This window comes from Glutamicibacter sp. V16R2B1 (assembly GCF_005774635.1).
Classification (GTDB): domain Bacteria; phylum Actinomycetota; class Actinomycetes; order Actinomycetales; family Micrococcaceae; genus Glutamicibacter; species Glutamicibacter creatinolyticus.
Window position 1 is genome coordinate 1 of sequence record NZ_VATX01000022.1, and the last position, 23,633, is coordinate 23,633.

Annotated in this window: 18 protein-coding genes; 11 read left to right on the plus strand and 7 right to left on the minus strand. The window is 62.0% G+C overall.

All coding sequences use genetic code 11. The features are described 5' to 3' along the window. Window positions 1–150, plus strand: a 150-nt coding sequence (locus tag FDN03_RS14260; protein ID WP_138178211.1) for a transposase, incomplete at its 5' end; no start/stop codon positions are given. Window positions 151–202: 52 nt separating this feature from the next. On the opposite strand, the gene FDN03_RS14265 is transcribed toward FDN03_RS14260, so the two are convergent. Then, entirely contained in the window at window positions 203–1,699 is a 1,497-nt protein-coding gene (locus FDN03_RS14265) for an EAL domain-containing protein (protein ID WP_138178213.1), read from the minus strand. Next, window positions 1,696–2,673 (minus strand): hypothetical protein, encoded by a 978-nt coding sequence (locus FDN03_RS14270; protein ID WP_138178215.1) that lies wholly within the window; start codon window positions 2,671–2,673, stop codon window positions 1,696–1,698. The genes FDN03_RS14265 and FDN03_RS14270 overlap by 4 nt, the downstream gene beginning before the upstream one ends. 140 nt (window positions 2,674–2,813) lie before the next feature. Here FDN03_RS14270 and FDN03_RS16455 point away from each other — a divergent pair, with 140 nt between their 5' ends. Beyond that, window positions 2,814–2,975, plus strand: coding sequence for a hypothetical protein (locus tag FDN03_RS16455; protein ID WP_171021268.1), 162 nt, complete (start codon window positions 2,814–2,816; stop codon window positions 2,973–2,975). A gap of 357 nt (window positions 2,976–3,332) precedes the next feature. On the opposite strand, the gene FDN03_RS14275 is transcribed toward FDN03_RS16455, so the two are convergent. Then, window positions 3,333–3,794: a hypothetical protein gene (locus tag FDN03_RS14275; protein WP_054821021.1), complete on the minus strand. Its 462-nt coding sequence runs from the start codon at window positions 3,792–3,794 to the stop codon at window positions 3,333–3,335. 117 nt (window positions 3,795–3,911) lie between these two features. On the opposite strand from FDN03_RS14275, the gene ilvD reads away from it, so the two are divergent. The 4 genes from ilvD to ilvC all read left to right on the plus strand — a co-directional run bounded on the left by ilvD (window position 3,912) and on the right by ilvC (window position 9,463). Continuing rightward, entirely contained in the window at window positions 3,912–5,615 is a 1,704-nt protein-coding gene (gene ilvD, locus FDN03_RS14280; protein WP_138178217.1) for a dihydroxy-acid dehydratase, read from the plus strand. Between the two features lie 290 nt (window positions 5,616–5,905). Further along, complete coding sequence (locus tag FDN03_RS14285; protein ID WP_138178219.1) at window positions 5,906–7,786, plus strand: acetolactate synthase large subunit; 1,881 nt, start codon at window positions 5,906–5,908, stop codon at window positions 7,784–7,786. Window positions 7,787–7,791: 5 nt separating this feature from the next. Continuing rightward, window positions 7,792–8,310, plus strand: a complete 519-nt coding sequence (ilvN, locus tag FDN03_RS14290; protein WP_138178221.1) for an acetolactate synthase small subunit — start codon at window positions 7,792–7,794, stop codon at window positions 8,308–8,310. A 127-nt stretch (window positions 8,311–8,437) separates the two neighbouring features. Continuing rightward, the gene (gene ilvC, locus FDN03_RS14295) at window positions 8,438–9,463 is read left to right on the plus strand and encodes a ketol-acid reductoisomerase (RefSeq protein ID WP_138178223.1); all 1,026 of its coding nucleotides are present in this window, start codon (window positions 8,438–8,440) and stop codon (window positions 9,461–9,463) included. 96 nt (window positions 9,464–9,559) lie between these two features. On the opposite strand, the gene FDN03_RS14300 is transcribed toward ilvC, so the two are convergent. Continuing rightward, window positions 9,560–10,456: a LysR family transcriptional regulator gene (locus FDN03_RS14300; protein WP_138178225.1), complete on the minus strand. Its 897-nt coding sequence runs from the start codon at window positions 10,454–10,456 to the stop codon at window positions 9,560–9,562. 70 nt (window positions 10,457–10,526) lie between these two features. Between FDN03_RS14300 and FDN03_RS14305 the strand changes: the two genes are divergently transcribed. Then, window positions 10,527–11,558 (plus strand): YeiH family protein, encoded by a 1,032-nt coding sequence (locus tag FDN03_RS14305; protein ID WP_138178227.1) that lies wholly within the window; start codon window positions 10,527–10,529, stop codon window positions 11,556–11,558. Window positions 11,559–11,682: 124 nt separating this feature from the next. Further along, a complete protein-coding gene (locus FDN03_RS14310; RefSeq protein WP_138178229.1) occupies window positions 11,683–12,390 on the plus strand; it encodes a thioredoxin domain-containing protein in 708 nt (235 codons plus the stop codon). A gap of 119 nt (window positions 12,391–12,509) precedes the next feature. On the opposite strand, the gene FDN03_RS14315 is transcribed toward FDN03_RS14310, so the two are convergent. Together FDN03_RS14315 and FDN03_RS14320 are read right to left on the minus strand one after the other, a co-directional pair. Beyond that, complete coding sequence (locus FDN03_RS14315) at window positions 12,510–13,118, minus strand: hypothetical protein (protein WP_138178231.1); 609 nt, start codon at window positions 13,116–13,118, stop codon at window positions 12,510–12,512. 112 nt (window positions 13,119–13,230) lie between these two features. Beyond that, window positions 13,231–14,241 carry an acyltransferase gene (locus FDN03_RS14320; protein ID WP_138178233.1) on the minus strand — a complete coding sequence of 337 codons (1,011 nt, stop codon included), beginning with the start codon at window positions 14,239–14,241 and terminating at the stop codon, window positions 13,231–13,233. 485 nt (window positions 14,242–14,726) lie between these two features. Between FDN03_RS14320 and FDN03_RS14325 the strand changes: the two genes are divergently transcribed. The 3 genes from FDN03_RS14325 (at window position 14,727) to FDN03_RS14335 (ending at window position 21,749) form a co-directional block, all read left to right on the plus strand. Beyond that, window positions 14,727–17,144 (plus strand): helix-turn-helix transcriptional regulator, encoded by a 2,418-nt coding sequence (locus tag FDN03_RS14325; protein ID WP_171021269.1) that lies wholly within the window; start codon window positions 14,727–14,729, stop codon window positions 17,142–17,144. A gap of 2 nt (window positions 17,145–17,146) precedes the next feature. Then, window positions 17,147–19,693 carry a LuxR C-terminal-related transcriptional regulator gene (locus FDN03_RS14330; protein WP_138178237.1) on the plus strand — a complete coding sequence of 849 codons (2,547 nt, stop codon included), beginning with the start codon at window positions 17,147–17,149 and terminating at the stop codon, window positions 19,691–19,693. A gap of 703 nt (window positions 19,694–20,396) precedes the next feature. Continuing rightward, on the plus strand, window positions 20,397–21,749 hold the full coding sequence (locus tag FDN03_RS14335; protein ID WP_249354605.1) for a sugar transferase: 1,353 nt from the start codon (window positions 20,397–20,399) through the stop codon (window positions 21,747–21,749). Window positions 21,750–22,461: 712 nt separating this feature from the next. Here the strand turns inward: FDN03_RS14335 and FDN03_RS14340 are convergent. Further along, the gene (locus tag FDN03_RS14340; RefSeq protein ID WP_138178239.1) at window positions 22,462–23,520 is read right to left on the minus strand and encodes a sulfotransferase; all 1,059 of its coding nucleotides are present in this window, start codon (window positions 23,518–23,520) and stop codon (window positions 22,462–22,464) included. Between the last annotated feature and the right edge of the window lie 113 nt (window positions 23,521–23,633).

The following is a 23,633-nucleotide window of genomic DNA, read 5'->3' on the forward strand; positions in this document are numbered from 1 at the left end:
GGCACCTCGAACGGCCCCACCGAAGCGATCAATGGGAGGTTGGAACACCTGCGCGGCAGCGCTCTGGGGTTCCGGAGCCTAGCGAATTATATTGCCCGTTCGCTCTTGGAATCTGGCGGGTTCAGACCCGTTTTACACCCTGGATTGTGAAGAGCCCCTAAAGATAACGCAAATGCTAGCTTGCGAAGCTAGGGATTTAGAATTAAATCGAAGGGTACGGTCCCGGACGGCCAAACAGGAATCCCTGAAGGCAGTGGGCTCCCAGGGTGCGCAGCACGGCGGCTTCGGCCTCGGTTTCCACGCCCTCCACGATGCACTCCAAGCCACACGCCACCGCCAGGTCCAACACGGCCTGCATGACGGCCCGCTGCTTGGGGTCGCTGTCCACTCCGATGGTGATGGAACGGTCGACTTTCACACCGGCCACCGGCAATTTGCTGAGATAACCGAAGGACGAATAGCCCGCACCGAAGTCATCAATGAAGACCCGAACCCCCAATTCTCGAAGGGCCCGCAGTGAATACAGCTCCGGGCGATCCCCGGAGATGTAGCGTTCCTCGGTCACCTCGATGACCAGGCACTCGGGCGGGATTTCGTGTTCACGCAACTTCTGGGTGACCTTGTCCGAGAAGGCAAGATCCGTCAGCTCCGAGGGGGTCACGTTGACTTGGACGCGGAAGTCCTCGGAGACCCGCTGTCCTCGCCGCCACTGTCCCAGGTCGGCCAGTGCACAATCCAGCAGCCGGGTGGTGAGCTGGCTGAGCAAGCCTGATTCGGCCGCCAGCGGCAGGAAGTCCGCCGGGGAGAGCTCGCCCAATTCGGGGTGTTCCCACCGGGCCAGGGCTTCGACCCCGACTTCGGCGCCGTCCTCCACCGAGATCACCGTTTGGTAGGCCGGGTGGATTTGCCCGCTGGCCAGGGCCGTACGCAGCTCCGTGCTCAGCAAGGCCTTGCGGTGCCGTTCGTAGAGCATGAAGTCCTCGAACTGCTGGACCTTTTCCTTCGGATCCCGTTTGGCGACGTACATGGCGGTGTCGGCGCACTCCAGCCATTGTTCCGCGGTGAGTGATTCGTGGCCCACGCAGAACCCGATGCTGCCGCCCGGAGTGATGTTTGCCGGGCCGACTTCCACCGGTTCACGCAGTACCTGAAGCAGGCGCTGACCCATCGTCTTGGCTGCCGAGGCATCCACGCGAGCCAGGATGGCGAATTCATCTCCACCCAGCCGTGTCGCCAAATCTCCCGGACGCACGCTCTGACGCAGCCGGGTTGCCACTTCCTGCAGCACCCGGTCTCCGGCGTTGTGTCCGTGGATGTCGTTGATGGGCTTGAAGTCATCCAGGTCAATCAGGAACAACGTGCTGACCGGTTCGGCGCGATGTGCCGCATCCAGTTGTGAGGCGAGTTCGCGCATCAGGGCGGCCCGGTTGGCCAGGGACGTGAGCGGATCGGTGTACGCCAGCACCTCCATTTTGTCCCTCGCGGACTCCAGCAGGTGGGTCCGCTGGCGCACCCGCTGCTCCAGCTCCTCATAGGTGCCCGAGAGGCGATTGGCCATGGCCTTGATCCCCACCATGATCGCGTCGATGTCATCACGCTGTTGGCTGGGCCGCAGGGAGACAGCGAAGTCTCCACCGGCAATTTTCAGGATCGAGTCAACGATGTCCTGGATCCGCGGATCCATTTCGGCGTGCGTCACGAACCGTCCTTTCCTGCCTGCTGCGCCTGGTGGCGTTTGTGCTGCGCTGCTTTCGGCTCCCCGGCCTGCTCCAGCAGCTGCGCCCACCAGGAGAAAAGGGGAACCAAATGCTCAGGTGCACCACTATAACGGGACGTGAAACCCTCCAGAATGGCCATGGCGCGGGCAGGGTCGCCCTGGACGGCGGCGGCGCGAGAACGTGTCAGACACAGGCCGGCGTGGTCCAGGTCGCCGGCCTCGATGAGTCCAAAGGCCAGCTCGGCCCGCTGCAGGCAATCCTGGACTTGTTCGTTTAGGATCCCGGCCTGAAGTCGTAGTTCGGCGGTGGCCCGGTTGAAGCGCGCCCAGAGGACCATGTCCTGGGCCGGGACCAATAGTTCCGCGGCGCGCTGGTGGTAGTGCACTCCCAAATCCGGTTCGCAGACCATGAAGGCCAAGTTGCCCAGTGTCCAATACGCCTTGCCCTGCTCCTGTCCGTCGGCAACAAGATGCAGCGAGCCTGCCAGGTGCTGGTGCAGTTGCCATGCTTCATCTGGGTGCCCGGCTTCTACCAGTGCGGCCAACAGCACCTGGTAGAGCTGGATCCGTACCGGGGACTCATCGTCCAGTTCACGCACCAGGCATTGGGCCTGGCGGGCAAGGGACAGTGCGGTGGCGTCATCACCCACGCAGCGCCGTGCGGTTGACTGGGCCAGCAGCGCCTTGATGGTCAGGTCGGTGCGGTTCAGCTGCCCGGCGGTTTGTTTCATCTGATCCGCTACCCGGCACATCAGTTCGTAGTCATCCACGGCGTGGGCGGCCGAACACAGGGCCTCCTGCACCAGCCAATAACTTGACGCTTCGGTCTTCGGATCTAATTGGGCCAGTACCTGGGGGCCTTGGAGGGTGACCTTCTCATGTTCGCCATCGCGTGCGGCACGCAGTACCTCGGCGACCTTTAGTTGGGCGGCTGAGCCGTGACGAAAATGATCCACTGCATTAGTATCGCATCAGATGCGTTTAATTGTGCAGATTCCTTGTTCTCATTCTCAGGCTTCACTAGGCTTTACCTTGGCTCGTTGCGCTTCGGCAGGAGCCGCGGCACGAGCCGCGCATTTCGAGAAGGGTACTGCCCGTGAAGAACGTCAAGAAACTCATCGCACTGGCCGCCGCGGCCATGGCCCTGGTAGTCGGTGTCAGCGTCAGTTCCGCCTCCCAGGGGGATACCACCGCCGGTGGTCTGTGGCCGTACAGCCACGGGATCAGCACCCCGGCAGGCGGCCTCTGGCCCTACTAATAACGACGACGGTAGATACTGCGGAATACGCCATATTCTGATGGATCGCCGACCAACTGTCGACCGGCCGCTGAGTTCCAACCCCGGAACTTGGCGGCCGGTGCCGGTTTGGAGCCAAATACCGTCGCACGCCTAACGAGTCAGCAGGTGTTGCATAAGACTTGCCGGGGGTTAGTCGGCGAGAGAAAGTAAAAAAGTAGGCTGGGACCCGAGGTTGTGTATGAGCGGATACGCAAAACTCCCTGCTCCTCGGGATCACCGGCGGGTCAGGGAGTTTTGCAGGAAAGTAGGGGAGCCGATGGCAGGTGTTGATTCACCGCCGCCGACTTTTCTTTGGCTGAGTGATGAGCCGGTGGGTTACACGAAGTTCTCGGTGCCCTCGATGGTGTTCATGAAATGGTGCATGAACTCGGCGAAGTCCGCCGCGTCCGATTCCTGATCCAACTCCACGCTCTGCACCACGGCATCATCCAGGTGCAGGTCCACGTTCGGGTGTGCATCCACGTTGAAGCGGAACACCCGGCCGGTGGAGGTGGCGATCTCATAGCCTCCGTCATTGACCAGCGCGAGCTGGTTGACGTTCGTGTTGTTGATGGTGATCGCGTCCTCGGCGGCCCTCAGGTCCGCCGGATCGATGGGGGCGAGCACCAATTCTGCCGGTTGGCGCCGATACCCGATGACCTTTAATCCGCCGCTGCCGGCCAGTCCCACCGCCGCGACCAGGTTATAGCTGGCGAAGTTGGGGATCTGTGCATCAAACGCCTCATGCAGCAGGCGCTTGACGGTGTCGGTCGGATTCTCGTCTGGGCGTGTGTCCATGACTCACACTCTACTAAGAATGCTGAACAAAATGATCAATGAGCGCTTTTGGCGAAATGTGTCATTGTCGCGTCACGGGTTGTCCAATTGGTCATATTGACTTCTAGAATCTTTTTCATGAGCCAGGAAACGACCCCAGATATCAAACCACGCTCCCGCGCGGTGACCGATGGTATCCATGCCGCTCCCGCCCGGGGCATGCTCCGCGCCGTGGGCATGGGTGATGAGGACTTTGCCAAGCCCCAGATCGGTATCGCCAGCTCGTGGAACGAAATTACCCCGTGCAACCTTTCGCTGAACCGCTTGGCCCAGGGTGCCAAGGAAGGCGTCCACGCCGGTGGCGGCTTCCCGATGCAATTCGGCACCATCTCCGTCTCGGACGGCATCTCCATGGGACACGAGGGAATGCACTTCTCGCTGGTCTCGCGTGAAGTGATTGCCGACTCGGTGGAAACCGTGATGATGGCCGAGCGCCTGGACGGCTCGGTCCTGCTGGCCGGTTGTGACAAGTCCCTGCCCGGCATGCTGATGGCCGCGGCCCGCCTGAACCTGGCTTCCGTATTCCTTTACGCTGGCTCCATCATGCCCGGCTGGGTGAAGCTGGAAGACGGCACGGAGAAGGACGTTACCCTGATTGACGCGTTCGAGGCCGTTGGCGCCTGCGCGGCAGGGAAGATGAGCGAAAAGGACCTGGACGCCATCGAACGGGCCATCTGCCCGGGCGAAGGCGCGTGCGGCGGCATGTACACGGCCAACACCATGGCCTCCATCGGTGAGGCCCTGGGCATGTCCCTGCCCGGTTCCGCTGCCCCGCCGTCGGCGGACCGCCGCCGCGACATGTTCGCCCACCGCTCCGGTGAGGCCGTCGTGGAGATGCTGCGCAAGGGCATCCGCACCCGCGACATCCTGACCAAGGAGGCCTTCGAGAACGCGATCGCCGTGACCATGGCGTTCGGCGGCTCCACCAACGCGGTGCTGCACCTGCTGGCCATCGCCCGCGAGGCCGAAGTGGATCTGACCCTGGATGACTTCAACCGGATCGGTGACAAGGTCCCGCACCTGGCCGACCTGAAGCCCTTCGGCCGCTACGTGATGAACGACCTGGATCGCATCGGCGGTGTCCCGGTGGTCATGAAGGCGCTGTTGGATGCCGGGCTGCTGCACGGGGACTGCCTGACCGTCACCGGCAAGACCGTGGCCGAGAACCTGGCCCACATCGCCCCGCCGGATCCGGATGGCAAGATCCTGCGCGCCATGGACAACCCCATCCACAAGACCGGTGGGGTGACCATCCTGCACGGTTCGCTGGCTCCCGAGGGCGCGGTGGTGAAGTCCGCCGGCTTCGACGCCGACGTCTTCGAGGGCACCGCCCGCGTCTTCGAACGCGAACAGGGCGCCCTGGACGCCCTGGACAAGGGTGAGCTGAAGGCCGGGGATGTGGTGGTCATCCGTTACGAGGGCCCCAAGGGCGGACCAGGCATGCGCGAGATGCTGGCCATCACCGGCGCCATCAAGGGCGCCGGGCTGGGCAAGGACGTGCTGCTGTTGACCGATGGGCGCTTCTCCGGGGGCACCACCGGGCTGTGCATCGGCCACGTGGCCCCCGAGGCCGTGGACGGCGGACCGATTGCGTTCGTCAGGGACGGGGACAAGATCCGCGTGGACATCGAGGCCCGCAGCTTCGACCTGCTGGTGGATCCGCAGGAGCTTGAGGCCCGCAAGGTCGGCTGGGAGCCGCTGCCGGCCAAGTTCACCACCGGTGTGCTGGCCAAGTACGCCAAGCTGGTCAACTCGGCCTCCACCGGCGCATTCTGCGGCTGAAACACTTCGGTGTGAAGCGGTGGGTGGACACCCGCAGTGTCCACCCACCGAACATCCGTCTCATATCTTGAGATCAACGGAGAGTCGTGTTGATCTTTCAGATGAGTTGGACAAAACTGGGTATATGCAAACAACCACCAGTGTTCTACTAGTTATCAGGCGCGGAGCCTGAAACTTGATCTGTCCTAGACAGATCGCCTGGTGACGCGCACAGCCCCCTTTCGTCAGTTGCTGACGGCCGCGGGGCGTTTTTTATGCGCAGATGAAGAGATAGATCAGGAAGGATCCCGATGAGCAACGGAAAACCTGCCAATCCGGCTACGGTTGCCAAGTCATTGAACCGCAGCAAGGATGCCACCGCTGTCTCTTCCGTCGTGGAGGCTTCGAACCCGGTCCAGGGTCCGAACAACATTGTCGCTCCCACGCAGATGACGGGCTCACAAGCCATCGTCCGCTCATTGGAAGAACTGGGCGTCAAGGACGTCTTCGGATTACCCGGTGGGGCCATCCTTCCCACCTATGATCCGCTCATGGACTCAACCAAGCTCAACCACATCTTGGTCCGCCATGAACAGGGTGCCGGCCATGCCGCACAGGGTTACGCCATGGTCACCGGGGAAGTGGGCGTATGCATCGCCACCTCCGGTCCGGGCGCAACCAACCTCGTCACCGCACTGGCCGATGCCAACATGGACTCGGTCCCGATGGTGGCAATCACCGGACAGGTGAACAGCGCCTTCATTGGCTCTGACGCGTTCCAGGAAGCCGACATTGTCGGCATCACGATGCCCATCACCAAGCACGCCTTCTTGGTGACCAAGGCCGAGGACATCCCGCAGGTGCTGGCCAGCGCCTTCTACCTGGCCCAGAGCGGACGCCCCGGCCCGGTGCTGGTGGACATCACCAAGGACGCGCAGACCGCGCAGACCGAGTTCTCCTGGCCGCCCAAGATCGACCTGCCCGGCTACCGGGTGGTCACCAAGGGCCACAACAAGCAGCTGCGCGAGGCCGCCAAGCTGATCGCCGCGGCCACCCGTCCGGTGCTCTACGTGGGCGGCGGGGTCATCAAGGCCGATGCCCACCAGGAACTGAAGGAATTCGCCGAGTACATCGGTGCCCCGGTGGTCACCACCCTGACCGCCCGCGGCGCCTTTCCGGACTCGCATGAACAGCATGTGGGCATGCCCGGCATGCACGGGGCCGTCTCGGCGGTCACCGCGCTGCAGCAGTCCGACCTGCTGATCACCCTGGGTGCGCGTTTCGATGACCGGGTCACCGGGGTGCTGCACACCTTCGCCCCGTACGCGAAGGTGATCCACGCCGACATCGACCCGGCCGAGATCTCCAAGAACCGCACCGCGGACGTGCCGATTGTCGGTTCGCTGGATGAGATCATCCCGCAGCTGCATGCCGCCTGCCGCACCCGGTTTGAGACCGACCCGCAGCAGGACTTGAAGCCCTGGTGGGATCTGCTCAACCGCCTGCGCGACACCTACCCGATCGGCTGGACCGAAACCCATGACGGGCTCACCGCTCCGCAGAAGGTCATCGAACGCATCGGGGCCCTGACCGGCCCGGAGGGCGTGTTCGTGGCCGGGGTGGGCCAGCACCAGATGTGGGCCGCCCAGTTCGTGAAGTACGAGCGCCCGCGCTCCTGGCTGAACTCGGCCGGGCTGGGCACCATGGGCTACTCGGTGCCCGCCGCCATGGGCGCCAAGGTGGCCCAGCCCGAGCGCGTGGTCTGGGCGATTGACGGGGACGGCTGCTTCCAGATGACCAACCAGGAGCTGGCCACCTGCGTGATCAACCAGATCCCGATCAAGGTCGCGGTGATCAACAACTCCTCGCTGGGCATGGTCCGCCAGTGGCAGACCCTGTTCTACGATGCGCGGTATTCGAACACCGACTTGAACACCGGCCACGGCACCGCCCGGATCCCGGACTTCGTGAAGCTGGCGGACGCCTACGGCTGTGTGGGGCTGCGCTGCGAACGTGATGAGGACATTGACGCGACCATCCAGAAGGCGTTGGAAATCAATGACCGCCCGGTGGTCATCGACTTTGTGGTCTCCGCCGACTCCATGGTCTGGCCGATGGTGCCGTCCGGGGTCAGCAACGACCAGATCCAGATTGCCCGGGGCATGACCCCGGAATGGGAAGAGGAGGACTAGGAAAGATGGCAAAGCATACGCTGTCGGTGCTGGTCGAGGACGTCCCCGGTGTGCTGACCAGGGTCGCCGGACTCTTCGCCCGCCGTGCCTTCAACATCCACTCGCTGGCCGTGGGACCCACGGAAATCGAGGGAATCAGCCGCATCACCGTGGTGGTCGACGCCGAGGGGGACTCCCTGGAGCAGGTTACCAAGCAGCTGAACAAGCTGATCAACGTCATCAAGATCGTTGAGCTGCTCCCCGAGGCCTCGGTGCAGCGCGACCACATCATGGTCAAGGTGCGCGCCGACGCCGCGACCCGGCTGCAGGTCACCCAGGCCGCGGAACTCTTCCGCGCCTCGGTCATCGATGTGGCACCCGAGTCCCTGGTCATCGAGGCCACCGGCAACGCCTCGAAGATCGAGGCCCTGCTGGCGGTGCTCGAACCATTCGGGATCCGCGAAATCGTGCAGGCCGGCACCCTGGCCGTGGGCCGCGGCGCCAAGTCGATGAGCGACCGGGCCCTGAAGTCCCTGAGCGCCTAGCGACGGCGCCGGGCACCGCACACCACAGAACAACAACATTGAACACCCCTCGGTGGGGGCAGCCCTAGGTAGGCCGAACACCGTGGAACCAAGCTTCTGAAACGAAGAACACCTAAGGAGAAATACAGTGGCTGATTTGTACTACGAGGACGACGCGGATCTGTCGATCATCCAGGGCCGCAAGGTAGCGATCATCGGTTACGGTTCGCAGGGCCACGCCCACGCACTGAACCTGCGTGACTCCGGCGTTGAGGTCATGGTCGGCCTGTCCGAGGGCTCCAAGTCCCGTGCCAAGGCCGAGGCCGAGGGCCTGAAGGTCGCCACCGTTGCCGAGGCCGCCGCCTGGGGCGACGTGATCATGATCCTGACCCCGGACCAGGTCCAGGCCAAGGTCTACAGCGAGTCCATCGAGAAGAACCTGAACGAGGGCGACGCCCTGTTCTTCGGCCACGGCTTCAACATCCGCTTCGGCTTCATCCAGCCGCCGGCCAACGTGGACGTGGCCCTGGTGGCCCCGAAGGCCCCGGGACACACCGTGCGCCGCGAATTCGAGGCCGGACGCGGCATCCCGGATCTGATCGCCGTGGAGCAGGACCACACCGGCAAGGCCAAGGACCTGGCCCTGTCCTACGCAGCAGGCATCGGCGGCACCCGCGCCGGTGTCATTGAGACCACCTTCACCGAGGAAACCGAAACCGACCTGTTCGGTGAGCAGGCCGTGCTGTGCGGCGGCACCTCCCAGCTGGTCCAGTACGGCTTCGAGGTGCTGACCGAGGCCGGCTACAAGCCGGAGATCGCCTACTTCGAGGTGCTGCACGAGCTGAAGCTGATCGTGGACCTGATGTGGGAAGGCGGCATCGCCAAGCAGCGCTGGAGCATCTCGGACACCGCCGAGTACGGCGACTACGTCTCCGGCCCGCGCGTGATCACCCCGGAGGTGAAGGAAAACATGAAGGCCGTGCTGGCCGAGATCCAGGACGGCTCCTTCGCCAAGCGCTTCATGGATGACCAGGCCAACGGTGCCAAGGAATTCAAGGAACTGCGCAAGAAGGGCGAGGACCACCCGATCGAGTCCACCGGCCGCGAACTGCGCCAGCTGTTCAGCTGGGTCGCCGCCGATGACGACTACACCGAGGGTTCGGTAGCCCGCTAAGCGCGGCACCGCCGCCTAGGCAGCAGCGCCTGTGGCGCAGTGAGGGGAGCTCATCCCCGAGACTGCGTCGCAGGCGCTTTGTCGCGTTCGGGGTTTTCAGGACTGCGCGCGGGCAATGTCCACCAGCTGCGCGGCCAGGCCGTTCAACCGGCGCGGCCCACCCCATACGGCGCTCAGCGGCCGGGCCACCCCCTGGCCCTGGAACGGGACGCTGAGCAGCTCCCCGCTGGCCAACTGGGCGTGCACCGCCAACTCGCTAAGCGCCGGGGGCCCGGCCCCCGATGCCGCGGCCACCCGCACGGCCGAATTGCTGGAGAGCACCTGGGCCGGCTCCGCCAGCGGCCAACCGCTCAACAGCTCAGTCAGGGCCTCGCGGGTTCCGGAACCGGATTCACGCAGCACCAGCGGTGTCGCGGCCAGCTCCGCCAGGCTCACCGGCGTGCTGCGCTCGGCCCACGGGTGGTGGGGGCCGACCACGATCCGCAAGGCGTCCTGCTGCACGAGCAGCGTGTTCAGCTGCTGGGGCAGGTACGGTGTCTCCACGAAACCCAACTGCAGCGCACCTTGCTGGACCTGCTGCAGGATTTCCTCCGAGTTGCCCACCTTCACGTCCACGCGCACCCGCGGAACGAGCGTGCGCAAACGTGAGAGCCAGGCGGGCAGCAGGGTTTCGGCGATGGTCATGCTCGCTCCCACCCGCAGTTCCTCCACCTGGCGCCCAACGCCGCTCTGCTCCCAGGCGCTGAAGCGTTGGGCGGCATCCAGCAGGATGCGTGCCTGTTCGGCCAGCTGGACCCCGACTTCGGTGGGTGCTGAGCCGCGTGGGGTGCGGTGCAGCAGGGATGTTTTGAGCCTGGCCTCCAACAGGGCCACGGCCCGGCTGGCATTGGGTTGGGCCATCCCCACCTTCCGGGCCCCGGCGCCGAGGCTGCCGGAATCCACCACGGCCACGAAGAGTTCTAAGACATCCAAATCGGGCCAAGAATTACTCATATCAGGAGTATATGTCCTGATGTCAAAGTGCCGTCTACTGGGTTCGGCCCCGTGTTGAAACCATGGAAACATGGCAATTAAAACAGATCAGGTCAGACAGCCTGCGACCCACAAGGCCACAGGAATCATTCGCCCATACCTGCCGGGACTGCTGCTGTGCGCGGTCGCCGTAGTCATCTCCATGGGCATCAACAAGCTGCTGCCCGGCGTCAGTGCGCTGATCGTGGCGATCGTGTTGGGCATTACGCTCACCAACGTCATCCGGCTTCCCGAAAGCACCATGCCCGGCATCACCTTCGCCTCGAAGAAGCTGCTGCGCCTGGGCATTGTCTTCCTGGGATTGCAGCTGGTGCTCTCGGACATCATCTCGCTGGGGGCACCGATGCTGCTGGTGATCGTATGCATCGTCGGCGGCGGGATCTTCTCCACCTTGCTGATTGGCCGGCTGATGAAGATGCGCGCCGCACAGGTGCTGCTGATCGCCTGCGGCTTCTCCATCTGCGGCGCCGCGGCGGTGGCCGGAGTGGAAGGGGTCACCGACTCGGATGAGGAAGATGTGGTTACCGCGGTGGCCCTGGTGGTCATCTTCGGCACCCTGATGATCCCGGCGGTGCCCTTCCTGGGCCAGGTGCTGGGCATGAGCGCGGAACTGAACGGCATGTGGGCCGGAGCCTCGATCCACGAAATCGCCCAGGTGGTCGCCGCCGGCGGCATCATCGGCGGGGGAGCGCTGGCCGCAGCGGTTATCGCCAAGCTGGCCCGAATCCTGATGCTCGCCCCCGTGGTGGCGGTGCTCAGCGTACGCCAGCGGCGCCGCGGCAACCTGAACCCGGAAGCCAAGCGCCCACCGATCGTGCCGCTGTTCATCATCGGCTTCCTGGCCATGATCCTCATCCGCTCCTTCTGCAACCTTCCGCAGGGAGTCATCGACGCCGGTTCCATGATCCAAACCGCGCTGCTCTCGGCGGCCATGTTCGGCCTGGGCTGCGGGGTGAAGATCCGCAATCTGATGAACGTGGGCGTTCGTCCCTTTATCCTGGCCGCCATCTCCACCCTCATCGTGGCCGGCATCGCCTACGCCGGAATCATCCTGGTTCACTAACCCCGGAATCAAACAACCAACCCCACGAAAGCGCAGCACATTCGTTGCTGCGCTTGAAGTGCATCCGACCCGCGCCGAGCCGCACCTCCATCACCTCCACATCAGACCCTGCACCGGAAAGAACATGAACCGAGATCCCCGTACCCCACTGATTGCCATGGCCCTGCTCAGCACCCTCCTGCTCGGAGCCTGCTCCAGTGGAGCCGCCCCGGCCAACCACACGACACCCAGCCCTGAAGCCAGTGCCGAAAGCAGCGAAGCCGCGCGCACACCGGCGGCTCCCTCGGCTGAGGTCGCCCGGCTGCTCGCACCGCAGGATGCCCGCACCATCAGCGCGCCGAAAGCAGCATCCGGCACGCTGGTGCTCTTCACCGATTACCAGTGCCCGTTTTGTGCTGGGATGGATTCTGTAGTGCGCCAAGCCAATGACGACTACGGAGATGAGCTGCGCATCATCATCCGCAACTTCCCGCTGCCCATCCATGAGAACGCACCAGCGGCGGCCCGCGCGGTGGAAGCGGCCGCGGAACAAGGCGCACTGGAGAAGATGTCGGAAACCGTCTTTGAGGATCAAGATCAATGGAGCCAGAGCACTTCGGTGGACGAACAGTTCCTGACCTATGCAAGGGACTTGGGCCTGGACAACGAGAAGTTCCTGAGCGACTACGAATCCGAAGCGATAGCGGAACGGGTGGAGCGCGATTCCCAGGACGCCATGGAGTTGGGCCTACAGGGAACTCCCACCCTGATTTTGCAAGACACCGTGCTGGCCGTTGATGTATCCAACTACGAGACACTCTCCGCACCGCTTGATGACTTCCTGAACCGCTAGCATCGGTGACGGCTCTGCATGCACCACCGCAGACGAGACAGGGGCTGCCGTCCACCAGCACATCCGGTGAATGGCAACCCCTGTCAGTAGCATGATGATGCCCTGGCTAGGGCGACCGCTTAAACCTTGGAGGCGCGGTAGCCGGCCTTCCGGGCATCAGCAGCGGTCTTGAAGCACTCTTCTGGCTTGGTGCTCTTGTAGAAACGCTGACCCGGAACGTGGTACTTCCATTCCTTGTTGCTGCCGGTGCGATTGCCCTTGACCGGGAAGCCTGCCGGGCAGTTGATGGTCTTGCCGTTCATCTTCACCACGGTCTTCTTCACGGCGGCCTTCTTCACCACCAGCTGCTGCTTCTTGCTCACCGTGGAAGTCTTGCCCTTGTACTGGTACTTCACGGCGGTGGTGACCTCGTAGGTGCCCGCTGCCAGTGCGACCGACTTCTTGTTCTTGGCGATCGTCTTCTTGCCCTTTTTGACCGTCAAGACTGCCGACTTGATCTTGACGTTTTTCGCCTTCTTGTAGCTTGGCTTCACGGTGGCCTTGGCATTGCCCTTGACCGTCTTGGTGCCGATCTTGTTGATCGTCACTGCCGGGGCCTTCTTGGCAGCGGCGACCGAGACCGTAGTGTGCGCCGTTGTCGGCTGCAGGGCGGTAGCTGCGGTGGTGCCCGAAAGCATCAGTGCCAGAGCTGCCCCGGCGGCTGTGACCCCACGGATGATTTTGTTCATTCTTGTACCCTGATAAGTAGTGGTGACAGCGAATTCCCCGATCCGCTTGAGGAGTAGTTTATCCTCAATTTGAGACAAATATTCGCCCCAACAAGCTCAAATTCTCCTCAGGCTATGTTCGCATCCGACGGCGGCGGCCCTTAACCGCAATAGTTGCGGTTTTGGCTGCCGGTACGGGCGCAGGATCAGGGTTGTGTCTGAATCGATTGGCATGACGCAAAATGGGGGATTCGAAGAATCGAAAGCTCACGTAGGCGGCCAGCGTGACCAATAGCGTGGCGCCGATGAAGATGTCGATTCCCACTTCGTGCCCGAGCACCCGTCGCACCACATTGGCCGCCAACATGTGCATCAAATACATGCCATAACTAATGGCTCCGATAAAGGTGAGCAGACGCAGCTGTAATAGGGGATGCAGAACCGTTTCTTCCCTGATGCACAATGTAACGACCAGCAGGACCATCAGGGTGTGAATCAGGAGACTGGGTGCGTCGGCCGCGATCACCGCAAGGAGAAGGATGGCCAGGGACAACGCTGTCCATCGTCCACCGAGCAGACGGTAGGTGATACGAAACGCAGCCGGTTGATGCACGATGATTGCCGCAGCCGAAGCCATCATGATCGCCGGGGACAGGTTAATCAAAATCGTCAGCAACAGATTCTGCTCACCGACGAAGGAAGCTGCGATCTGCAGAAGCGTCAGCGCAATCGCCGCGTAGATCCCTGCAGTGACGCGCAGGAACAGTGTGATGAGCAGGATCAGCAAGGGCGGCCACAGTAAGTAGAACTGTTCCTCGGTAGCCAACGACCAGGCAAAGTAGAAAGTGACTCCTTCCTCACCTTTGGTCAGGTCCACGAACCAGTTAGAGGTATAGGTAAGAAACGCCGGCAGGTTGTCCCAGAAGGCCTGTCCCTTGGTTGTGCCGCTTAGGGTGAGGGCAACGAGCAGACAATACATCGCCAGTACCGAGTAATAGAGTGGAAAAATTCGCAGTGAGCGGCGAATGTAGAAATTCTTGAGCGAGATTTGCCCCGTGCGGCTTCTTTCCCGTATCAACAGGGAGGTAATGAGGAAACCACTGATGGCAAAAAACAGGTCTGCACCGCGGAACCCCTGATCCAGTTATGGAATGTAGTTCATTCCCGAAACGTGGTGCCAGATGACCGCCACGACGCTAAAGGCACGCAGACCATCTAGGGCTCCGAAACGCTTCTTCCGGATGAAATCCTCGTAGAAATTCTCCTGCTGCATAACGTACCCCCAAGATCGATGCTGAGCAGATGTCCCTATTATGGCATCAAGGTCAAGCCCTCAGCCCGACGTTGATGTTCGCTTTACTAGGCCTTAATAAGCAGACTTATTGGATCCGCGCTGACGGGATGCGCCGGGGAAGCGACACGTCACGCAGTGTCGTAACCCTCGTTTTCGCATTTGCTAACGAGTAACATGTCCTCCAAGACCTACCGGGCCCTTTTGGGGAGGGCCTGGATTTTATCCAGATCTTTGGGGGGATAGGGTAAATGGGTGTCATTGTCGCATCTTCGCAGTGGTTAAATCACTGGGATGGCATTCCGACACAGTGCTGGCACGCCACAGGTGAGCGAAGCGTGGAACGAAAACGCGTTCTTATGTTGCTTGCCGGATTGGGCGAAGAGACGGACCGCGGGGGCTATGTCCTGCGCGGTGCTATTGGAACCGGTAAGCGCGAGCTGCTAAGGACTGCCTTCAATCAACGCAGCAGCGGCACCGGACCGTTGTGGGTGTCCGGGAGCCGCTATGGAAGTGAAATTCCCTACGGGGCAATCCACTTCCTTCTTACACGCCTGGAGCACGAGCAGCTGCAGTCGCCTCTGGCCGTTTACGGACACCTTCGACAGCACTTTACTGGCTTGGGAACACGGCCGGTCATCGTCCTTGAGCATGTTGACCTCATCGACACTCTTACCAGCGCCGTGCTGGCGCAACTTGTCAGCACGGGTGTCATCAAGCTGGTGATCATCGATGACATCCTGACGGAACTGTCTCAGGACATTTCGGCCCTGATCCGTAACGGCGTGCTGGAGGTGTTGAACCTGGGCGCGCTGAGGCTGCGCGAGGCCCGGCTACAGGTCGCGGAATCTGTAGAGGGCGACGTCTCTTTCTTGACGGCTGCCCACCTCTGGATGCATACTTCCGGCTGCTCGGAGGCGCTGGATGCCGTGCTGCTTGACTGCCGACAGGCGAACAGTTTTGAGTTTGGTGCAGATGTCGTGGCACTTCGGAAGGGAGCGATTCCCCATCTGACCAACGTTGAGCAGCACATGGTGGCGCGACTGGGACGCTTGAACCGACGCGAACGACAGTTTCTGGATTTCGTCGCCCAGCGTGGGGCGGTACCGTTCGGGCATGACCTCTGGGTGCACGACGTAGATGTGGACCATCTAGTGGCCTCCGGGCTGCTTACTGAGCAGGAGGGCAGTTTTGCGATCGCCAGCCCTGCCATTGCGCGAAGTCTTTCCGGTTCGGTGCCGGGATATTCGCCGCTTCAGCCAGCAGGTTCCTCCGGCGCGGGGGCACGCCCGGATCACTTGGTACAAACCCATACATCCGAATTGCACCAAGCATGGCGCACGTCGAAGTCCGAAGCGCAGCGATCCAGTGCCGAGGCAAAATGGTCACGCGCCATCGACAGCGTCAAGAGCTTCCGCCAGGGCCACCAAGACAGGACGTTGACGGAGGGCCAGCGGGAGCAGACAGACCTGAATGAGTCGACGCTGATGCTGCTGCGCCTGCTGTTGGCGGCCAGCCGCCTGGAGGAAGCAGCGGCGCTCATCGATGAACTACAGCCCGAGGCGTCACATGGAGTGTGGACCGCACTGGATCCGTGCCAGAAACACGAGGCACTCGCGCTGGTCGCCGAATACCATTCCAGGATCAATGACTTCGAGATCGCCAATGAGCTGATCGACAGCTTGTGGCGACACCTTGATGTCCAGCACGCAGGAAACGCCACCGGCTACAGGCTCGCCCCGTGCATGGCCGAAACCATCCGGGCAATGCTGAACTGCAGTCTGGCTTTGGGACGTTGGGAACAATCTCGCCACCTCATCGAGCTGATTCTTGACGGGGCACTACCGGACCTTGAGCTCATCGCCTATGCGGAAGCCATGCAGGCCATCATCTTTGCCCTGGCAGGAAACCTGACCCAGGCGCAAAAAGCGATAGTTCCGCTGCAACAGCAGCTGCGCGAAAGCGGGACCGAACTTGAACGACTGTATGTCGACGCGGTTTCCCAATACATCAGCGGGCGCAGCGGCCGCGAAACCCTGGGGGCCGGCGCTCAGTGGAAGACCATTAATATGGATCTCGGTGCAGCCAGCGCCTTCGACTGCCTCTGGCAGTGCCTGCATGCGGTTCAGGCCGTACAACCGGGGCAGGCATCCCATGGAATTGAGGCCGTCCAAGCCTGGGCCCGGCGGGCGGAAGCCCAAGGGGAAATACTGCTGGCCTCCCACCTGTTGGGGTTGCTGATTCGCAACGGTCAATTTGAGGTTGCCGACCGCCTGCTTGATCTTCAACACGGGCAACGGCACCAGCTGGCCGAGTCGTTCAGGCTGCTGGCGCAGGGGGCACAGAACCGTGACGCTCAGCTGCTGGCCGCTGCCGTCGGTGCATTGGCGGCCTTGGGGTTCGTCTCCTATGCGACCGATGACGGTGCCGAAATTTTCCGGCACATGAATGCCTCCCAACGCCGGCAGGCTGCCCGAAAAGCCCACAAGTTCATGCTCTCGCTGCAGGCCGAGCGCATCAGCCCCAAGGCGTTTGCGAACCTGGGCAGCCTGACCGTGCTCACCGAGCGGGAAAAGTTTGTGGCCTCCGCGGCGGCCAGCGGGCTGTCGAATCTGGAAATTGCCGAACAGGCCAGCGTCTCCGTGCGCACCGTGGAGGGCCATCTGTACCAGGTGTACTCGAAACTGGGAATCCGCAAACGCACCGATCTCCACGCACTGACCGAGCTGAAACACGACCTCAATGCTGCCGGGTAGCGATGAATAATCGCCAAGAATGGAATCGCAGGGAATATGCCCTGGTGGTGCGTGCGCTGAAATCGCCCGGGAATGCCGGAGTGCTGCTCAGCGGCGAGTTCGGCACTGGCAAATCCCAACTCGTGCGCCGGCTGGTCACCTCCAAGGAGCTGCACTTGCCGATGATCCGGCTGATCTGCAGTGCCGCGTTGACCGACTCCTCCTATGGGGCGCTGGCGCCTCTGTTGTCCGGTGCCCAACAGCCAATCAATGACGTATCGGCCATTCGTGCTGCCCTCGCGGCAGTGGAAGAACTGCTGCAGTTGGAGCACGGTGCAGAGCACGTCCTGATCACGATCGAGGAAGCCCAGAGCATCGATTCGGCCAGTGCCTTCGTTTTGGGGCAAATGGTCCGCTCGGGGAAGGTCAAGCTCCTGGTGGTAAGCAACGAACAACACGAGGACCCGCTGTCGCTGGATGCACTGATGTCGGTGGCGCGGTTGACGCGCGTCGTTGTCGAACCACTGACACCGGATGAGATCGTAGACTTCTCTGGCACGGTGCTTGGTTATCCGGTCAGCCGTGGGTCGGCGAAAATCATCCACCAACTGACTTCGGGTTTCCAGAGCTTGGTCCAGGACTACCTGGAACTGGCGGTGCGCTTGGGCATCCTGCTTGAAGTCGAGCAACTCGGCGCATTGCGCGAATCCAGCCTGGCCATTGACCATGGCACCGCGGGACGCATTGCAGCCCTGGCTCACCGTCACCCGCCACAGGTGCAGCAGCTGTTTGAAATTCTGTGTATTACCGGCCCACTGTCCATCGAACAAGTTGATCGGCTCGGTCTGCGTGAGGCCCTGCAGCAGCATCCCACCGCCTTGATCGAGCTGCGCGACGGTTGGACGTATCTGAGTAGCGAATTCTTCGAGGAAGGCCTTCGCGCCAGTATGTCCGCCGGGCGCAGTGCCGGGGTGTACCGGGAAGTGCTCGCGCACCTGGGGGAGGATCTACCGGTAGGTCCCGACTTCGTGGGATTCCGGCTGATCTTCGGGGACACCGTGAGCCGTGAAGAGCTGCTCGCTGCCGCCCGACGGGCGCAACGCAGTCATCGCTACCAGCAGGCGTTGGAGCTATTGGAAAAGGTGGAGGAACCCGACCGCGAAGCGGAGGCCATTCGTCTGTTGGCCCATCTGGGGGCAGGGCAATTCCAGGCCGCCCGGACGTTGCTTTCCACCTCGGCGGGCAAGCTCGGTGACGAGGAAGGCTCACTGGCACAAGATGTCGGCTGTGCCCTGAATTGGCTGCACCCCGCCGTGACGGAGCCCGGCGGGGACCTGACCCAGCGCTTCTGGGGAACCTCGGCTTCCGACGGCGGCCATTCGGACGGGTACAGGGGTGGGGACTGTGCATTAGTTGAGGGCATTGAACGCGTCAGGTCCCTGTATTGGCTTGGTCAGCCTTCCACTGCGCTCCACCTTTCCGAACAGAGCACGGTAGGCGGTACCGCGGTGCCATCCTGCCGTTACCGCCTGGCCCTGCTCGTGGTGGCAGTACGCTCGGCGGTGGCCACCGGAAGCTATGAACAGGCCAGCAGGTTGGTTGACGGATTCGTGATGGGCAGTTCTTATGAGCTGCTGATGGAACACGGAACGGTGCAGGCGCTTCGAGCACTGATCGATGCACGCCGCGGACAAGTCAGCAATGCGCAGCTGTACCTCCGTCAAGCCCGGGCGGAATTGGCGCTAAATGACCCAGAAGGATTATTGGCCCTATGTTCCTCGCTTGACCTACTCATAGAGCAGTCCTCGAATGGGGAAGCACTAAGCGAGGACGGGGCGCAGAGAAACGACAAGGCAGAACAATTCGGGCAGTGTAATGCCGGCCGGCGGGAACCGGGCGCGCTCGCCGCAAACGCCTGGTGGGCAGCGGATCAATTGGAATGTGATCTGCTGGCCGAGCTGCAGCGGACGAAGCCCTCTGCAGGAGTCATTGACAGAATTCTGCGCTCCGCCCAGCAGAACGGTGTATTTCTCTATGGAATCTTGACTTACCAGGTCTGGAACTTGTCGCGCAATGAAAAATTGGCCTCAAGAGCTGCCGAGATATTAGGCGGGTTGGAAGTACCGGAGGAATGTGCCGCATTGCAACGACGACAACGCGCCGTCCAAGTGGTCCAGGACTCCGACGTGAAAGCAATGCAAGGCTTCGCGCAGGAACTGCATGACGAGGGCGACCGTGTCCTGGCCTTGGAAATGATCACCAGGGTCGTGGATTACTGGTCTGCTCAAGACAACCCCCGCAATCGCGGGTTCGCCATCCGTCAGATTCATGAATGGCTGCACCAGATGGGACAAAAACCTTGGGGACGCATGGCTCGGAGTTTGGAGGAAAGTGGGCTGACCGCGCGCGAGAATGAAATTGTCGAGTTGGTCCGGCAGGGGCTGAGCAACCGCGAAATCGCCCGCCTTTTGACCGTCTCACAGCGCACCGTGGAAGGGCACTTGTACCGCATCTTCGCCAAGCTGGGCATTACCCAGCGCTCCGACCTGAACTTCGGTGGGCGTCACTAGCGCCCGGAATTACCTGCACCCGCTTCAAAGCTCAGCGGTTGGCGCACTCGCGGGGTAGCTCAATGGACTGGGTGGCTTCTCAATGGACCGCGCGCACTGCTGCTCAGCGGGTACCTGGTCCGTGCCCGCAACCAGTTGCGTAGCGGCATCTGCAAGTAGCCAAGTCGCCAGGGTATTTAGCCTCCAGAGGTTGGCTCATCTCTTGCCTGTGTCGATTCGCTGTGCCCGAAAACCCTGGGCTGAGTGTGGACTACTTGGACTATCTGCGCAGAACGAGTGGCCAATGCCAAGAAATGGCAAACAAGCGCTTCAACTCGGGTGTGAGCTTACGCGTGAGTACTTCTTAGTTGGTTCATAGAATTTCCACTGTGCAGTGAGCCATGATCCCTCAGGGACGGTGCCGCTGCCTGAATTACAGATGAACACTTGGGGAAAATCTAGGCAAAATGGGGAGCCGAAGATTCTCGTGAAGCCCGTGCCTGAGCAGCACGTTAAGCCTCGCACAGCACTTCTTCACGGTATCGGCATCGCCAACAAGGGGGACGGCGTGTCGCAAGCTTATGAATCCTTAGGGAATCGTGGCCTTGTCGGAAATTGGGGAAACGGTTTAACCGACCTTTCCGGTCACACACTTAAGGATCAGCAACTCCTGCCTGCCAGCGGCTTCTCGGCCAGCAGGTGGAGACAAAAATACACTCGCATTTTGCTGCTATCCGATATGGCCACCTTGGTGCTGCTCAGCGGCATCGTGGTGCACCTGTACTCGCAGGCCGCAGGACCAAACTACTGGTTCGCCGGTGCATCGGTGGGCGTCTGGGCGGTATACCTATGGCTTTCGCGCACCAGGGCCGCGCAGGTAATCGGCGTCGGCGTTCGGGAGTACAAAAGAGTTGTTGACTCCAGCGCACTAGCCGCGGGGACCATGGCGCTAGCCGTTTTGGTCTTTGACCTTGAGGGAGTGCGCGAACAACTCATTGTCACCTTCCCGGCGGGGATGGCGCTGCTCTTAGCCAGCCGCTGGCTGTGGCGGCGCTGGTTGCTGGCGAAATCGGAAGCCGGGTACGCGCTGTCCCAGGTCGTTGTGCTCGGCCAGGGTTCCGACGTGGACTACGTCGTCAGGCAGCTGCAGAAGAACGCAGGACCGGCCTACAAGATCTGCGGGTTGCTGATTGACGGGGCGGGGGAGGAGCATCGCTATGAGGATTCCGTGCCGACGTTCCAGGGTCTGGAAAACCTTGAAGAAGCGGTGCAGCTCGTCGGAGCGGACTCAGTCATCGTTGCCGGCTCGCTGCGCGGCGGGAGCGATGCGCTCAAGGACGTAAGCTGGCGCCTGGAAAAGACGCGCACCAATGTCATCGTCGTGTCTTCACTGACTAATGTCGCCGGTCCACGCATCAGCATGCGTCCGGTGGAGGGTTTGCCGCTCATGCATGTGGACGTACCCAGTTTTGCGGGCGGTCACCATGTGGTGAAGCGGGGGATCGACATTGTCCTTTCCGGCCTGGCCCTGGTGCTCTTGGCTCCGCTCTTCTTGCTCATCGGTCTTTTGGTGCGCAAGGACAGCTCGGGTCCCGCGTTCTTCAGCCAGGAGCGGGTGGGACGCAATGGCCGGACCTTCCGGATGTACAAGTTCCGCTCGATGGTGGTCAACGCCGAAGCTGAGCTGGAGAAACTCAAGGAACACAATGAGGGCAGCGGTCCGCTGTTCAAGCTGAAGCAGGATCCCCGGGTGACCAAGGTGGGCAGCTGGCTGCGCAAGTACTCGCTGGATGAGTTGCCGCAGATTTACAACGTGTTGCGGGGGGACATGTCCCTGGTTGGGCCCCGACCGCCGCTGCCCGCCGAAGTAGCCAGTTACGAGGGACATACCGGACGGCGGTTGTTCATCAAGCCCGGCCTAACCGGTCTATGGCAGGTCAATGGGCGCTCCGACCTGGACTGGGAGGAGAGCGTCAGACTGGATCTCTACTACGTGGAGAACTGGTCGTTGACCGGTGACCTGATGATCATGTGGCGCACCTTCAAGGTCATGGTGCAGCCGGAGGGCGCCTACTAAACACGGTTGACCGTGATTACGGCAAAGGCAGGGCAGCGGAGGCTGCCCTGCCTTTGCCGTGTTCTAAAGTAACCACAAATGACAGTAGTCGCAGGAACGGTGAGTTGTCATCGGGCCTCGCCTTGGCAATGACAACGCCGCGGAAGCCTTCGGAGCGCTGGACCCGGCGGGCCGGCGGCAAGCACCAGGGCGGCCACCGGTGATCTACGGGCAGCGGTAGAGCGTGCGTGTGGTAAGAGCGAGAGTGAACCACTTGTTGCAAAGGTCGGGATTAAGTATTGACTACGCGTGTGAGGGCGGTCACCGGTTTGTAGCTTGGATGTAGGCGGAGGGATGGATCTTCCTGCCTGAGCGATCGTGCATGACGTCATGGCCGGGCTCGGGTGGGAAGTTCAATAATCAGCAGCGTTCCCCAGACGCGATTCATTTCTGCGCCTCATGGACGGGACCGGCGACGAAGACTCCCGGCAATTCGGGAGCTCATCCCCCCAGCCGTCGTCGGTCCCTTTCCATCGTTGTGTTCTTCGGCGTATTCAGCCAATCCCGGGCGGGACAGGGGCGCGCGGCTAAGGCCCACCGCAGGTGCACCGCGTTCCTTCGGGGTGGCCGCGGCAAGCGGGCCGGGAGGAGCGCGGATGCACCGGCAAGCCCAGGAGCAGGTCCGGGGGCTCCCGGACCTGTCGAAGGCCTGATGGTGTGCTAGATCAGATCCCTAGCGCTGGTTGAACCGGTAGAACAAGCGCAGGGGTGCGCTCAGCGTGGTGGCCAGGCGGCGGTCCAAGTCCTTCATCTGGGTGGTCCATGCATTGTCGAACTTCAACTTGATCTGCCCCACCTTGAAACGCATCGGATTCCCGGCCACGGTATGGTGCGCATCGAGGGTGATGTGCCCGTCGGCAAACTCCGGTACGCGGGCCTGGGTTGGCTCCAAGCCGGCGAAGCGGATGACCTCTTCGAGTGTGCGCGTCGGGTCAGTCATGAATTCCTCGTAGTGGACGGTCAGCACCGGAACGCGCAACAGTGTCAGGGCGTGAAACAGCAGGCTGTACGTCGTCCAGTTGAAAATTGAGGCCGGCACGGAATAGCGAGGCATGTCTTCGGCGCGACTGCCGGTTTCCGGCCGGGTGACCACCTTTGACCACGAGTAGGCAACGCCGCGTGGATCACGGACAACCAGCACACAGCGCAGGTCAATGGGCAGCGAGCGCAGGAAGTACGCGTAGGCCGGGTGTTTGCTGGAATCCACCAGTACCTTGCCGTCGGCCACGGTGTCGGCGGCACGGTACAGCTTGGACAGGTTTGACAGCAGTCGCTGCCGTGCTTGGCGCCGTCGCCCGAACCCACGCTGCAGGATCAGTTCTGGCAGGAACCGGTTGCGGATCACCGTCCGCCGGTCGGCTATGGCTTGATCGGTGTCAATCCGCCCCCAGCGGCCATAGGCCTGGACCCCGATCTGCTGCCAGACCGGGCATTCATGGAAAGCTAGGCCACAACCGCACAGTTCGTTGTCACGCAGGCCGCGTTCCCACAGGTGCAGCAGCTCACCCAGCCCTATGAAGTCTTCACATTGGGCCAGACACCGCTCCAGCAGGGTGGAACCGCTGCGCCCAAAGCCACCGAGCATGACAACGCGTGGTCGGCGTGGTGGCCCGTCGGCCGATTCACGCCGCGCGGGCTGTGGGTCCGGATCCAGCCCCGCGGCTGTTGCTGGCGCTTCCCCCGATGCGTCCTGCGCTGTTTTAACTTCTTTGATATCCCCCAAGGAATCCACGTGCCCTCCGTTGAGCGTTCTGCGTCATAGTCCCCAGACGACGCAAAAGGTGAATAGTTTCAGCTTTGAGTCTGCCATTGCGACGCAACATTTTGTAGAGGAACCGCCTAAAT